Source organism: Amycolatopsis sp. NPDC003865 (assembly GCF_053605345.1).
In genome coordinates this window covers 322,986-336,192 of sequence record NZ_JBSGJA010000006.1, presented here as the reverse complement: position 1 = coordinate 336,192, position 13,207 = coordinate 322,986, and the positions used below count along the sequence as shown (strand labels likewise).

General features: G+C 72.2%; 13 protein-coding genes. 4 read left to right on the top strand and 9 right to left on the bottom strand.

The window, feature by feature from the left end; translation table 11 throughout:
* Nucleotides 1-25: 25 nt before the first annotated feature.
* A complete protein-coding gene (locus ACWEVP_RS17630) occupies nucleotides 26-1,195 on the top strand; it encodes a glycosyltransferase (RefSeq protein ID WP_452063576.1) in 1,170 nt (389 codons plus the stop codon).
* Here ACWEVP_RS17630 and ACWEVP_RS17625 read toward each other — a convergent pair.
* The 4 genes from ACWEVP_RS17625 to ACWEVP_RS17610 are packed head-to-tail and all read right to left on the bottom strand — an operon-like array spanning nucleotide 1,185 to nucleotide 4,784.
* Nucleotides 1,185-2,324 (bottom strand): sulfotransferase family protein, encoded by a 1,140-nt coding sequence (locus tag ACWEVP_RS17625; protein ID WP_452063575.1) that lies wholly within the window; start codon nucleotides 2,322-2,324, stop codon nucleotides 1,185-1,187. The genes ACWEVP_RS17630 and ACWEVP_RS17625 overlap by 11 nt on opposite strands.
* 8 nt (nucleotides 2,325-2,332) lie before the next feature.
* On the bottom strand, nucleotides 2,333-3,121 hold the full coding sequence (locus ACWEVP_RS17620; RefSeq protein ID WP_452063574.1) for an SDR family oxidoreductase: 789 nt from the start codon (nucleotides 3,119-3,121) through the stop codon (nucleotides 2,333-2,335).
* Complete coding sequence (locus tag ACWEVP_RS17615; RefSeq protein WP_452063573.1) at nucleotides 3,118-4,308, bottom strand: hypothetical protein; 1,191 nt, start codon at nucleotides 4,306-4,308, stop codon at nucleotides 3,118-3,120. The genes ACWEVP_RS17620 and ACWEVP_RS17615 overlap by 4 nt, the downstream gene beginning before the upstream one ends.
* Nucleotides 4,305-4,784 (bottom strand): nuclear transport factor 2 family protein, encoded by a 480-nt coding sequence (locus tag ACWEVP_RS17610; RefSeq protein WP_452063572.1) that lies wholly within the window; start codon nucleotides 4,782-4,784, stop codon nucleotides 4,305-4,307. The genes ACWEVP_RS17615 and ACWEVP_RS17610 overlap by 4 nt, the downstream gene beginning before the upstream one ends.
* A 39-nt stretch (nucleotides 4,785-4,823) precedes the next feature.
* Between ACWEVP_RS17610 and cysD the strand changes: the two genes are divergently transcribed.
* Complete coding sequence (gene cysD, locus ACWEVP_RS17605; RefSeq protein WP_452063655.1) at nucleotides 4,824-5,753, top strand: sulfate adenylyltransferase subunit CysD; 930 nt, start codon at nucleotides 4,824-4,826, stop codon at nucleotides 5,751-5,753.
* Nucleotides 5,753-7,561, top strand: coding sequence for an adenylyl-sulfate kinase (cysC, locus tag ACWEVP_RS17600; RefSeq protein WP_452063571.1), 1,809 nt, complete (start codon nucleotides 5,753-5,755; stop codon nucleotides 7,559-7,561). Before cysD ends, cysC begins: the two co-directional genes overlap by 1 nt.
* On the opposite strand, the gene ACWEVP_RS17595 is transcribed toward cysC, so the two are convergent.
* The 4 genes from ACWEVP_RS17595 to ACWEVP_RS17580 all read right to left on the bottom strand — a co-directional run bounded on the left by ACWEVP_RS17595 (nucleotide 7,558) and on the right by ACWEVP_RS17580 (nucleotide 10,754).
* Nucleotides 7,558-8,268, bottom strand: coding sequence for a class I SAM-dependent methyltransferase (locus ACWEVP_RS17595; protein WP_452063570.1), 711 nt, complete (start codon nucleotides 8,266-8,268; stop codon nucleotides 7,558-7,560). The two genes, cysC and ACWEVP_RS17595, sit on opposite strands and share 4 nt — an antisense overlap.
* Before the next feature lie 19 nt (nucleotides 8,269-8,287).
* Nucleotides 8,288-8,935, bottom strand: coding sequence for a response regulator (locus tag ACWEVP_RS17590; protein WP_452063654.1), 648 nt, complete (start codon nucleotides 8,933-8,935; stop codon nucleotides 8,288-8,290).
* Complete coding sequence (locus ACWEVP_RS17585; RefSeq protein WP_452063569.1) at nucleotides 8,932-10,152, bottom strand: sensor histidine kinase; 1,221 nt, start codon at nucleotides 10,150-10,152, stop codon at nucleotides 8,932-8,934. Before ACWEVP_RS17585 ends, ACWEVP_RS17590 begins: the two co-directional genes overlap by 4 nt.
* 71 nt (nucleotides 10,153-10,223) lie before the next feature.
* Nucleotides 10,224-10,754, bottom strand: coding sequence for a snapalysin family zinc-dependent metalloprotease (locus ACWEVP_RS17580; RefSeq protein WP_452063568.1), 531 nt, complete (start codon nucleotides 10,752-10,754; stop codon nucleotides 10,224-10,226).
* A gap of 167 nt (nucleotides 10,755-10,921) precedes the next feature.
* On the opposite strand from ACWEVP_RS17580, the gene ACWEVP_RS17575 reads away from it, so the two are divergent.
* Entirely contained in the window at nucleotides 10,922-12,847 is a 1,926-nt protein-coding gene (locus tag ACWEVP_RS17575; RefSeq protein WP_452063567.1) for an ABC1 kinase family protein, read from the top strand.
* 14 nt (nucleotides 12,848-12,861) lie between these two features.
* Here ACWEVP_RS17575 and ACWEVP_RS17570 read toward each other — a convergent pair whose 3' ends face one another.
* Complete coding sequence (locus ACWEVP_RS17570; RefSeq protein WP_452063566.1) at nucleotides 12,862-13,194, bottom strand: YnfA family protein; 333 nt, start codon at nucleotides 13,192-13,194, stop codon at nucleotides 12,862-12,864.
* Nucleotides 13,195-13,207 lie beyond the last annotated feature (13 nt).

Below are 13,207 nucleotides of genomic sequence, written 5' to 3'. Positions count from 1 at the left end.
CGTATCGGTCAATCGAGGGGGAACCATGGCCCGCGTACTCGTCTGCGTCCAGCCGGCCCGCGGTCACGTCGGCCCGACCAAGCCGATCGTCGAAGCCCTGCTCGCCGAGGGGCACGACGTCACGGTCGTCACCGGCGCGCGGTACCGGGACGCCTTCGGGAAAGCCACCGTGCGGCTCCTGCCGCCGGAAGCCGACTTCGACGAAACCGACCTCGACGGCTCCATCCCCGGCCGCGCCGGGAAACGCGGGCTGCGGCTCGCCCGCTTCGAGCTGGCGAACTTCGTGAACGCGCTCCCGGCCCAGCTGAGCGTCCTGGACCTCGACGTCGACGTCGTCCTGTGCGACCCGCTCTTCATGGCCGGCCTCGCGCTGGTCCGGCGAGAGCACCGGCCACGCGTGCTGGTGCTCGGCTTCCTGCCGTTCCTGCCGCCGGTGCCGAGCGGCCCGAACAGCGCGTTCCTGAAGGTGCTCGCGCCCTGGGTCCTCGGGCCCGCACAGCGACGGGCCCGGCGAGTACTGGGCGAGGACCCCGGCATGCTCTTCGCGAACTGGCCCTTGCACAGCGACGGCGTCCTGCAGATGACCTGCCCGGGCTTCGAGTACCCGCGCCCGAACGCGCCGCTGCGCTTCATCGGCCCGACGACGGTCAGCGCGGCGAACGAGCACCCGCTGCCGCCGTGGTGGCCCGACCTCGACGGCTCGCGGCCGATCGTGCACGTCACCCAGGGAACGGTGGCCAACGACGACTTGAGCCGGCTCGTCGAACCCGCGATCGACGCGCTGGCCGTCGAAAACGTGCTGGTCGTCGTGACGACGTGCGGCGGCGCGCTGCGGCCCGGCCCGCTGCCGGACAACGTCCGCGTCGCCTCGTTCCTGCCCTACGACGACCTGCTCCCCCGCTGCGCCGCGGTGGTCACCAACGGCGGGTACGGCGGCGTCAACCACGCCCTCCGGTACGGCGTGCCGCTGGTCGTGGTCGGCGCCAGCGAGGACAAGCGCGAGGTCGCCGCCCGGGTCACCTGGTCCGGCGCCGGGATCGGCCGCGCCCGCGGCTCCGCCTCGCCGAAGAAGCTGCGGCGGGACGTCCGGGCCGTCCTGGACGAGCCGCGCTACCGCGACCGGGCGAAGGAGCTGGCCGCGGAGATGGCGTCCGCGCCGTCGATGGCCGAGGTGGTGCGGCTGATCACGAGCTGAACCGCTCGTCGACCTCCTCCGCCGTCAACCCGAAGTCCGCCAGGCGGTAGCGGTGCACCGGCTTCCGGTCCCCCGACCGGCTTTCCGAGTGCAGCGCGGTCATCGCCGCGCGGGCCTCGTCCGTCAAGGACAGTCCGAAGTGGTCGTACACAGTGGACACCGTGCCGATCGGGTCGGCGACGAAGTCCTCGTACGCCACGTCGCAGAACTGGGCCGCGTCGTACTTCGCCCGCGCCGCGCGGAACTCTTCCGCGCCGCGCGCCCACAGGTCGAGCTGGGAGCGGCCGATCACCTCGCCGCGGAACTTCGCCGACCAGCCGTCGGCCGCCTTCTCCGCGAGGCTGCACATCGAACCCATGATCGTGCTCGGCGCACGGTGGGTCTGGATCACCAGCGCGTCCGGGTACGCCGCCATCAGCGCGTCCAGCGCGAACAAGTGGCTCGGGTTCTTGAGCACCCACCGCTTGCCCGCGTCCGGCAGCCCGATGAGCTGCAGGTTGCGCCGGTGGCGGGCGTACGCGTCCGTCCAGTCCTGCTTCGCCAGCCACCGCGAGTACCGCGGCACGTGCGCCAGGCACTCGAAGGAGATCGACCGCATCGACTGGCGCAGCAGCTGCCAGCACTCCTCCACCTGGTCGGCGGACATGTGGTGCACGCCCATGAACTCCGGGTGCTCGACGTGGTGCCGCTCGTAGCCGGCCTGGATCCCCTGGAACACCGGGTTGTCCGGCCACGTCGCCCGCGGCGGCCGCGGCTGCGGGACCTCGGCGAGCCACACCTCGAGGCCCTGGTGCCCGGGATCTTCGGCGAGCAGCCGGTGCAGCGCGGTCGTCCCGGTGCGCGGCAGGCCGGTCACGAAGATCGGCCGCTCGATCGCCACTTCCGCCGAAGCCGGGTGCTGCTTCCACCCGGCCTCACTGAGCAGCCGCGCCACCAGCGCGCCGCGCAGCATCGCCCGGTGCACCTTGTTGCCGTACGGCGTGAGATCCTCGTCCGCCTCGTACGACTCCAGCAGCACGCGCAGGCCCTCGAGGTATTCGTCGCCGCCGAAGTCGTCGAGCCCGGTGAGCTTGGTGGCCGACGCGTGCAGGTCCTCGACGGTGCCGACGTCTTCCCGGCCGGGACGCATGAACCCTCCTAGTGGTGGTACTCGCCGCCGTTGACGTCGAGGCACTGCCCGGTGATCGCCCGCGCCATCGGCGAGGCGAGGAACACCACGGCGTCGGCGATCTCGTCCGGTTCCGGCAGCTTGCGCAGGTCTATCGTGGACGCCGTCTCGGCGTACACCTCTTCGGGCGTGATGCCGCGTTCTTTGGCGAGGTAATTGAAGTACCACTTGAGGTTCGGCGCCCAGATGTACCCGGGCGCCACGGTGTTGACGCGGATCCCGTCCGGGCCGAGTTCGCTGGCGAGGCTCTGCGAGAGCGACAGCAGCGCCGACTTCGCCATCTTGTACGCGCCGAACGTGCGCCGCGAATGCCGCAGCACCGCGGAGTTGATCATCACCAGCGAGCCCTTGCTCTCCTTGAGCGCGGGCAGGAACAACCGGGTCAGCCGCAGCACCGAGATCCCGGCCGTTTCGAACCCGGCGCGGACGGCGTCGAGGTCCACTGTGGCCAGATCGGTCAGCGGCGGGACGGCGAAGGCGTTGTGCACCACCGCGTCCACCCGGCCGAAGGCCTCGAGGGCCTCGTTCACCAGGTTCTGCGCCGAGTCCGCGTCGTCGATGTCGGTCCGGACCGCGACGGCGCGGCGTCCCAGGTCCGTCACCTCCTTGGCGACCTCGGTCAGCCGCGACTCGGTGCGCGCGGCGAGCACGACGTCCGCGCCCGCTTCCGCGCTGCGCACGGCGATCGACCGGCCGAGCCCCGGGCCGATCCCGGAGACGACCACCACCTTGCCCTGCAACAGATCCGGCACGCTCACCCCAGCATCCGGGCGGCGACGGCGTCCTGCCGGGCCGCGATCCGCGCCGACCACTCGGCCGGCGTCACGCGTGCTTGTTCGTGGTAGGGCAACCGGTCCGGCAGCTCGTCCACCTTGACGACCTCGACGACCGGGCCGTCGTCCGGCCCGAGGTCGCGGGCGAGCCGCTGCCAGCGGATCTGGACGTACCCGCGGTCGTGGCCCGTGCGCTCCAGCCAGTTCGCCAGGCCGGGATCGCGCTCGCTGATCACGAACCGGAGCTTCCCGTCCGGGTCGACGCGGGCCTGGTCGGCGGTGAGGCTCGTCTGGTGGTTGATGTAGTCGAGCGAGACGTACCAGAGGCTGCCGAGCTGGATGCCCTGGTACGGCGCGTCCGCGCACCGCGGCACGGTGACGATCATCGCCTCTTCGTCGCCCAGCTCGTAGTGCCCGGCGGAGGAGAACTGCGTGGTCAGCCCGCCCGGCGTCGAGCGCGGCTCGGTCATCGTGTTCACCGGCAGGTTGTCGTAGAACCACTTCGGGAACGCCAGGAACGTCTTCAGCCGGCTCAGCAGGATCTTGCCGGTGACGCCGTAGCGCTTGGCCAGCGCCGAGCGGTCCGGCACCGGGGGTGCCTGGCCGGCCGTGTCGACGCAGCGGATGCGGATCTCGCCGCGCTTCTCGGTCGCCCAATCGCTGTGGACCTCGCGGACGACGAGCATCGACGAGCCTTCGCCGAGGACGAAGTAGTTCGGCCCCGGGTTTTCGCGGGCCGGGCCGAAGCGCAGCTCGAACCGGCCGTCCTCGCCGATTTCGATGGCCCGGTCGTCGAACGCGGCGAGGCTGTCGGGCACCACGACCGGCGAGTAGTCGCCGTTGAGGATCTGGAAGCTCAGGTCGGCGGTGGTTCCGCGGACCCCGGTGACCAGGTACTCGCGGTCGGCGCGGATGTTCGCGTTGAAGTACAGCGTGTCCGGGTTGTCCAGCCCCATCTTCGTGTACGGCCCGGTCGACGCGGTGAAGTACGGGAAGTCGCGCTGGTAGGCCCAGGTCATCTGCAGTGACGCGCGGATGCTGCCGGCGAGGTAGTCGTAGCCCTCCAGGAGGCCCTGCTCGGTCTGCGCCGGCGGCGCTTCGGCGATCAGCTTCTCGGCTTCCGCGATCGCGTCGGCGAACGGCCTGGTCAACGAGAACTCGTTCTCGATCATGCCGGAACGGCCCAGCGGTTGGCGAGCAGCCGGAAGCCCGCGTTGTCCGCCCAGGAGAGCATCGACTCGTAGGTCCGGACGTACCCGATGTGCGTCATCCGCCAGGCGCCGTCGGCGTCCCGGCGGTAGGTGTCCTCGTAGAAGGCGGCGCCCTCGATGATCACCTTGTGGTCGGGGACGATGACCTTGTCGGTGAACGACCACCGCCCGGTCGCGGTGTCGCCGTCGACCTCGATCTCGGGCTGACCTGCGTGGTGGACGGTGATGATGCCGTTGCCGAGGCTCGTGGTGAGGAACTCGAGGATGGCGTCGCGCCCCTCGAACTTCTTCCCGTCCCCGCCCACGGCGTGGGTCCCGTAGTCGGCCGTGGCGTCGACGGTGAACGTGTCGGCCACCTCGTCCCACAGCTTCAGGTCCACCCCGCGCAGGTACCGGTACTTCAGCCGCTTGATCTCTTCGAGTACGACCAGGTCCATGCTCACAGGGTCCCGCACCGCTTGACCGATGACAAGAACATGTTCTACTTTTTTCCGGTGTCCGTGGCCTATGAGCTGACCCACCTGGCCGCGCTCGAAGCGGAGGCCGTGCACGTCTTCCGCGAAGTCGCGGCGACCTTCGAACGCCCGGTGCTGCTCTTCTCGGGCGGCAAGGACTCGGTGGTGATGCTGCACGCCGCCGCGAAGGCGTTCTGGCCGGCGCCGCTGCCGTTCCCGGTGCTGCACGTCGACACCGGCCACAACTTCGACGAGGTCATCCGGTTCCGCGACGAGACCGTCGCCGCCCTGAACCTGCGCCTCGAAGTCGCCCGGGTGCAGGACGACATCGACGCCGGCCGCGTCGTCGAGGAGACCGGGCCGCGGGCCAGCCGCAACCGGCTGCAGACGGTCACGCTGCTGCGCGCGATCCGCGAAGGCGGCTTCGACGCCGTGTTCGGCGGCGCCCGCCGCGACGAGGAGAAGGCGCGCGCCAAGGAGCGCGTGTTCAGCTTCCGCGACGAGCACGGCCAGTGGGACCCGCGCGGCCAGCGCCCGGAGCTGTGGAACCTCTACAACGGACGGCACCGCCGCGGTGAGCACATCCGCGTCTTCCCGCTGTCGAACTGGACCGAGCTGGACATCTGGCAGTACATCCGGGACGAGCGGATCGCGCTGCCGCCGCTGTACTACGCGCACAAGCGGCCGGTGGTCCAGCGGGACGGCATGCTGCTGGCGGCCACCCGCTTTTTGTCCCTTGTGGACGGGGAGACGCCGTACGAGGCGACCGTGCGCTTCCGGACCGTCGGCGACGCCACCTGCACCGGCTGCGTCGAGTCGTCGGCGGCGACACCGTCCGAAGTGGTCGCCGAGGTGGCCGCCACCCGCGTCACCGAGCGCGGCGCCACGCGGGCCGACGACCGGATTTCCGAAGCAGGCATGGAAGACCGCAAGCGGGAGGGCTACTTCTGATGCAGCTGCTGCGGATCGCCACGGCGGGGAGCGTGGACGACGGCAAGTCCACGTTGATCGGCCGGCTGCTGTTCGACTCGAAGGCGATCTTCACCGACCAGCTCGCCGCCGTCGAACGCGCCAGCCGCGACCGCGGCGAGGACTACCCGGACCTCGCGCTGCTCACCGACGGACTGCGCGCCGAGCGCGAGCAGGGCATCACCATCGACGTCGCCCACCGCTACTTCGCCACGCCCAAGCGCAAGTTCATCATCGCGGACACACCGGGGCACCTGCAGTACACGCGGAACATGGTGACCGGCGCGTCGACGGCCGACCTGGCACTGATCCTGGTGGACGCGCGCAAGGGCGTGCTGGAGCAGTCGCGGCGGCACGCGTTCCTCGCGTCGCTGCTCGGCATCGGGCACCTCGTGGTGTGCGTGAACAAGATGGACCTCGTCGGCTGGTCCCAGGAGCGGTTCGACGAAATCCGCGAAGACTTCCGCCGGTTCGCGATGAAGCTGGACGTCGCCGACCTGACGTTCGTGCCGGTTTCGGCGCTGCACGGCGACAACGTCGTCCACCGCAGCGCGAGCATGCCCTGGTACGAGGGGACTTCGCTGCTGCACCAGCTGGAGGAGGTGCACGTCGCCTCCGACCGCAACCTGATCGACGCGCGGTTCCCGGTGCAGTACGTCATCCGCCGCGCCGACTTCCGCGGGTACGCGGGCACCATCGCCGGCGGCGTGTTCAAGCCGGGCGACGAGGTCGTCGCGCTGCCGTCGGGGTTCACCTCCCGGGTGCGCGCGGTGTGGGGCCCGGGCGGGAAACCGCTTTCGGAAGCCTTCACCGGGCAGGCGGTCGCGGTCGAGCTGACCGACGACCTGGACCTGGGGCGCGGCGCGATGCTGTGCCGCCCGGGCAACCGCGCGGAGTCGGCCCGCGAAGTCGACGCGCTGGTGTGCTGGTTCTCGTCGCGGTCATCGTTGACGCCGGGCGCTTCCTACGCGGTCCGGCACACGACCACCGAGACCCGGGGTTCGGTGGAGCGGCTGGAGTACCGCCTCGACGTGACGACGCTGCACCGTGCCGAGGCGGCCGCGCTGGCGTTGAACGACATCGGCCGCATCCGGCTGCGCACGCGGGCGCCACTGCTGTTCGACCCGTACCGCCGCAACCGGGCGACGGGCGGGTTCCTGCTGGTGGACGAGCACACCGGCGACACGGTGGCGGCGGGCATGATCACCGGGGCCCCGGCGTCCCCGGTGGTCTGGCACCAGGCGGCGGTCCGCCGTGAGGACCGCCCGACCCGCGGCGCGACGGTGTGGCTGACGGGGTTGTCGGCGTCGGGCAAGTCGTCGGTGGCGGTAGAGCTGGAGCGCCGGCTGGTGGCGGCGGGCCGCCCGGCCTACCTGCTGGACGGCGACAACCTGCGCCACGGACTGAACAAGGGGCTCGGCTTCAGCCCCGCCGACCGCGCCGAGAACGTGCGGCGGGTCGCGGAGGTGGCCCGGCTCTTCGCGGACGCGGGCGTGGTGGCGATCGCGTCGCTGATCAGCCCTTACGCATCGGACCGCGCTTCGGCGCGCGAGATTTCCGGGGAGCTGCCCTTCGTGGAGGTCTTCGTGGACACGCCCCTCGACGTGTGCGAGGCACGCGATCCCAAGGGGATGTACGCGAAGGCGCGGGCGGGTGAGATCAAGGGGTTCACCGGGATCGACGCGCCTTACGAGCGGCCGGAGTCGCCGGACCTGGTGCTGCGCCCGGACGACGGCGACCCCGCGACGATGGCGGCGGCCATCCAGGCCCTCCTCGAAGGCTTGGACTAGCCGGCTTCGACGACGAAGAACAAGAAGCTCGGGAACGTGTCGAGCAGCTCGAAGTCGCCGGGGAACAGCTCACGGGCCTCCGGCACCGGGTGGGGTTCGCCGATCACCGCGATCCGGAAGCCGGCCGCGGTGAAGGCGTCGGTCATCGCGTGCAACGGCTTGTGCCAGAACGTCATCCGCGCGGTTCGGCCGCGCATCTCGAACTCGTCGGTCCAGGTGTAGGACGCGAAGTAGTCGGGCCGGGGCCCGCTCTGGCGGTGGATCAGGTTGTTCATGAAGGGGTGGTTGACCGAGGCGATGAGCCGGCCGCCGGTCTTGAGCACCCGCCGGAACTCGGCGAGCACCGGCTCCCAGTCCCGCAGGTAGTGCAGCACGAGGGACGCGACGACGTCGTCGAAGGCGTCGTCGGGGTAGGGCAGCGGCTCGGCCAGGTCGGCGACCCGCAGGTCCGCGTCGGCGCCGAGCCGCTTGCGCGCGTGCTCGATCATCGCCGGGCTCTGGTCGAAGCCGGTCACGACGGCGCCCCGCTCGCGCAGCGCGGCCGACAGCGGGCCCGAGCCGCAGCCGGCGTCGAGGATCCGCCGTCCGGCGACCTCCCCGGCGAGGGCAAGGGTCGCGGGCCGTTCGTAGTAGGCGTTCATCAGGCTGGTTTCGTTTTCCGCCGTGTAGGCCTCGGCGAAGTCGTCGTACGCGGCTACCGGAGTCATACGGCCCATCCTGCCCGCGCTATCCCGCCGGCGCCACGAACCCCGAGTCGTACGCCCGGATCACCGCCTGGGTGCGGTCGCGCGCCCCCAGCTTGGCCAGCACGTTGCCCACGTGGGTCTTCACCGTCTGGATCCCCAGGTACAGCTCCCCCGCGATCTCCACATTGGACAGTCCGCTCGCCATCAGCCGCAGCACTTCGCGCTCGCGCTCGGTCAGCCCCGCCGCCGCCAGACCGTCGCCGGACGGGCCGTGGTGGGCCGCCAAGCGGCGGATCGCCGCCGGGAACAGCAGCGACTCGCCGGCGACCACTGTGCGGATCGCCGCCACGATCTCCTCCGGCCGGGCCCGCTTGAGCAGGAACCCGCTCGCGCCCGCGAGCAGCGCGTCGTACACGTAGTCGTCGTTTTCGAAGGTCGTCACCACGATCACCTTCGGCGGCCGGTCCACGGTGGACATCAGGTGCGCGGTGGCGCGGATCCCGTCCACCGCGGGCATCCGCACGTCCATCAGGACGACGTCGGGGCGCAGCCGCGCCACCAGGCCGGGCACCTCGGCGCCGTCGGCCGCTTCGCCGACCACCGTCAACCCCGCTTCGCTGTCGACGATCGCCCGGAGCCCGGCGCGGATCAGCGGCTCGTCGTCCACCAGCAGCACGCGCACGCTCAGCTCCCCCACGGCACCCGCACCTCGACCTCCCACCGCTCGTCCACCCGCCCGGCCGACAGCTCGCCGCCGAGCACCGCGACCCGCTCGGTCATCCCGCGCAGGCCGCGGCCGCCGCCGGCGCTCCCCGTGCCGCTCCCGAGCGGGTTGGCCACCCGGGCGGCCAAGCCGTGCGCGGTGATCGCGAGAGCCACCGTCACCGGGACCCTACCGGCGTGCCGGACCGCGTTGGTCAGGCATTCCTGCAGGATCCGGTACACCTCGCGCGACACCACCGCGGGCACCGCGGCCAGGTCGCCGTCGATCGACGCGGTGACCTCGGTGCCGGCCAGCCGGGTCGTGTCCAGCAGGGCCGGCAGCTCGGCCAGCGCCGGCTGCGGCGTCCGGGCCGCCGCCTCCTCGCGCAGCAGGCCGAGGACGTGGTCGAGGTCGTCGAGGGCCGTGCGGGCGGACTCCTCGATCGCGCCGAGCGCGCGTTCGGTGAAGTCCGGGTCGGTGCGCAGCGTCCGCCGGGCGGCGCCCGCCTGGACGGTGACGACGCTCAGCGCGTGCCCGACCGAGTCGTGCAGTTCGCGGGCCAGGCGGTTGCGTTCGGCGAGCTGCCCGGTCCGCCGTTCCAGCTGGGCGATCCGGTCGGCGGCGCTCATCCCGAGCAGCCGGGCCGCGACCCGGCGCAGCACGCCGCCGACCGCCCAGACGGCGTAGACGAGCAGCACCGCGGCGAGGGTGAAGGCGACGGGCAGCCACACCGAGGCCCAGCCCGTCGGCACGGTGACCTGGCCGCCTTCACCGGTCTGCACGAAGTGCCCGGTGAACACGGCGCTGATCGAAAGCCCGATCGCGACAGGCGCGGCGAGGCTGAAGAAGCTGACGACGAACCCGGCGACGACGTGCAGCACGAACATGGCGGCGGCCCGCCGCCGCCCGGGCCGGCTGCGCGGTTTCGCGGGCGCGTCCGGGACGGGATCGTCGAGCAGCTCCCGGACGGCGGTGGATTCCAGGACGTGCACGGCGGGCAGGAAGGCGGTCCCGCCGAGGACGAGCAGGGTGACGGCGCCCCCGGCCACGACGGCCTGCCCGGCGGTGGTGACGAACGGCAGCACCGACGGCACGGCGACGGCGGAGAAGAGCAGGTAGGGGACGCTGATGGCCCCGCCGAGGACGAGGTAGACCCAGCGGCGGTAGGTCGCCTTGCCCGTCAGGGGGCGGAGGATGCGCACGGGCCGATCTTCGCAGGTGGCGGGGCCCGTGCGCCTCCCTCCCGCGGTGGAGGCAAGCGCCCCGAGGTCGCCTAGTGAGCGACCTTGCGCGGAGCGGCCTCGGCCCCCGCCAGCCCGTTCACCCACAACGACTGCACCTTCGCCGCCTCGGTCGCGTCCGGCCGGGCGTTCGTGCACGACGTCCCGGGCCCGTGCCCCGACATCAGCTCCGTGCACGGCCCGCTGTAGTGGTCCGGCAGGCCCAGGTTGTGGCCCAGCTCGTGCGCCGCGATGCGGGTCGGGTCGTAGCCCTCCGCCACCTGGCTCGTGTCCAGGTAGATGTCGCCGCGGCCGTGGCCGTTGGTGTTCGTGTACGAACCGCCGCTGTGGATCTCGTGGAACTTGATCGTCGCGCCCGTCGCGCGCTTGACCAGCTTCACGTCGGTGACCGCGGCGTTCCAGTTGGCCGCGCCCTGGTCGATCTGGGTGAGGTAGTCCGGCGCGCCCGTCGAGCTGTAGTAGAGCGTCGTGACCGCGGCCGCCGAAGCCTCGGGCGCGAAGCCCAGGCCCAGCGGGGCCACCAGGGCCAGTGCCGCGATCCGGCTGATCACGCGTGCGTCCATCGTGTCTCCTTCGTCCGATTCAGAGAACACTTCACCGTGGTTCGAGCGATCACGTTAGAAGTCCACGGACACCGCGGCCACGGCCGAAAGTAGCCCACTCGCCGGAGGGAGCCCGGTCCCGCCGCCGCGTGAGCCGCCCGGCCGGGCCGCCGTGGTCTGCTCGCCGCATGGACATCCTGCTGGGCCTGCTGACCCTCCCCCTCTACGCGCTCGTGCTGTGGCCGCTGGTGGTCGCCTCCCGGCGCGTGCTCGGGGTGCGGATCGGCGCCGTCCGCGCGCTGTGCGGGGCCGCGTTCGGGTGGCTCGTCGCCGGCGGCATCGGCCGGGCGTTCCCGGTTTCCCTGCTGCACAACGGCGGTGCGGCCATCGGCCTGCTGATCCCGTTGGCGGGCAGCGCTTTCCTGGCGACGCTGATCTTCCTCTTCGTCGCCGAACTGGCCCTGCCGGGCGGGTTCCGGCCGCGGTCGCTGCGGGCCAAGGTCCGCCGCGCCCGCCGGTACTCGCAGATCAGCCGGATCGCGGTCAAGCACGGCCTCGGCCGCCACCTCACCGGCCGCCGCGAACCCGGCGTCCGGCACGCCAAGCTCGCCCGCTCCCTGCGCCTCGCGCTCGAGGAAGGCGGCGTGACGTTCGTGAAGCTCGGCCAGCTGCTGTCAACGCGCGCGGACCTGCTGCCGCCGGTGTTCGTCGACGAGCTCGCCAAGCTGCAGGACCGGGTCGCCCCCGCGAAGGCCGACGCCGTGTGGGCCGTGCTGACCGAAGAGCTGGGCGGCTCGCCCGACGACGTCTTCGCCGAGTTCGACCCGGAACCCCTGGCCGCCGCTTCGGTCGCGCAGGTCTACCGGGCCCGGCTGCGCGGCGGCGAGGACGTCGTGGTCAAGGTGCAGCGCCCGGGCGTGCGGGACCAGGCCGAACGCGACATCGACATCGTCCGCCGCGTCGCCGCCGCCCTCGAGGAACGCGCGGACTGGGCGCGCTCGCTGGGGGTCGCCGAGCTCGCCGACGGGTTCGCCGAAGCGCTGGCCGAGGAGCTCGACTTCACCATCGAAGCCCGCAACATCGCCGCCGTGGCCGCCACTTCGTGCCCCGGCGTCGCGCTGCCGTCCGTCCACAAAGCACTGTCCACGGAGCGCGTGCTCGTCATGTCCCGGGTGGACGGCAAGCCCCTGGAGACCGCCCCGGCGGCCGACCGCAAGCGGCTCGCGCGGGCGCTCCTGCGCTGCCTGCTCGACCAGGTGCTGATCGGCGGCGTCTTCCACGCCGACCCGCACCCGGGCAACCTCGTGCTGCTGCCCGACGGCCGCCTCGGCCTGCTCGACTTCGGCTCGGTCGGCCGGCTCGACGCCGGGTTGCGCGGCGGCCTGCAGAACCTGGTGCTGGCGCTCGACCGCGGCGACCCGGCGGCCCTGCGCGACGGGCTGCTCGAGATCGTCGACCGCACCGGCGACATCGACGAGCAGCGCCTGGACCGCGCGCTCGGCGCGCTCGTGGCCCGCCACTTCGGCCCCGGCCGCTCCCCCGGCCTCGACCTGTTCACCGGCCTGTTCCGGGTCGTCGCGGACTTCCGGCTGAGCGTGCCGCCACCGGTCGCCGCGGTGTTCCGGGCGCTCGCCACCGTCGAAGGGACGCTGTCGGCGCTCGACCCCGGATTCGACGTCCTGGCCGAGTCCCGCGCGTTCGCCGCCGAGCAGGTCGGCGCCCGGCTGCGGCCGGACTCGCTGCGCCACACCGCGCTCACCGAGGGGATGGCGCTGCTGCCGGTCCTGCGCCGCCTCCCCCGCCGCGTCGACCGCATCGGCGCCGCGCTGGAGGAGGGCAGGTTGTCGGTGAACGTCCGGCTGTTTGCGGACGAGCGCGACCGCGACGTGGTCACGACGCTCGTGCACGAGGTCCTGCTGACGTTCGTCGGCGCGGCGACCGGGCTGATGGCGGTCCTGCTGCTGACCGGCGACGGCGGGCCGCGCGTGGCCGCCGCCCTGACGCTGCACCAGGTGTTCGGCTACAACCTGCTGGTGATCAGCGCACTGGTGGGTCTTCGGCTGCTCTTCGTCGTCTTCCGGCGCTCCGGACGACGGTCACGATCAGCCCGCTGACGGCGGCGGCCTCGTCACCCCGCCCGGGGCGCGTACATGATCACCGCGACCCCGGCCAGGCACAGCAGCGCGCCGAGGACGTCGTAGCGGTCCGGGCGGTAACCGTCCGCCACCATCCCCCAGGCCAGGGAGCCGGCGACGAACACGCCGCCGTACGCGGCCAGGATCCGGCCGAAGTGGGCGTCCGGCTGGAGCGTCGCCACGAAGCCGTACACCCCCAGCGCCAGGATTCCGCCGCCGATCCACAGCCAGCCGCGGTGTTCCCGCACGCCCTGCCAGACCAGCCACGCGCCGCCGATTTCACAGACCGCCGCAGCGAGGAACAGGGCGATCGAGCGCAGGACCACCCCGGGATACTAG

What these genes read in the sequence shown, in the direction of transcription:
- ACWEVP_RS17630 (WP_452063576.1), top strand. Translation starts at nt 26, where the DNA reads ATGGCCCGCGTACTCGTCTGCGTCCAGCCGGCCCGCGGTCACGTCGGC.
- ACWEVP_RS17625 (WP_452063575.1), bottom strand. Translation starts at nt 2,324, where the DNA reads ATGCGTCCCGGCCGGGAAGACGTCGGCACCGTCGAGGACCTGCACGCG.
- ACWEVP_RS17615 (WP_452063573.1), bottom strand. Translation starts at nt 4,308, where the DNA reads ATGATCGAGAACGAGTTCTCGTTGACCAGGCCGTTCGCCGACGCGATC.
- ACWEVP_RS17610 (WP_452063572.1), bottom strand. Translation starts at nt 4,784, where the DNA reads ATGGACCTGGTCGTACTCGAAGAGATCAAGCGGCTGAAGTACCGGTAC.
- cysD (WP_452063655.1), top strand. Translation starts at nt 4,824, where the DNA reads ATGTTCTACTTTTTTCCGGTGTCCGTGGCCTATGAGCTGACCCACCTG.
- cysC (WP_452063571.1), top strand. Translation starts at nt 5,753, where the DNA reads ATGCAGCTGCTGCGGATCGCCACGGCGGGGAGCGTGGACGACGGCAAG.
- ACWEVP_RS17595 (WP_452063570.1), bottom strand. Translation starts at nt 8,268, where the DNA reads ATGACTCCGGTAGCCGCGTACGACGACTTCGCCGAGGCCTACACGGCG.
- ACWEVP_RS17580 (WP_452063568.1), bottom strand. Translation starts at nt 10,754, where the DNA reads ATGGACGCACGCGTGATCAGCCGGATCGCGGCACTGGCCCTGGTGGCC.
- ACWEVP_RS17575 (WP_452063567.1), top strand. Translation starts at nt 10,922, where the DNA reads ATGGACATCCTGCTGGGCCTGCTGACCCTCCCCCTCTACGCGCTCGTG.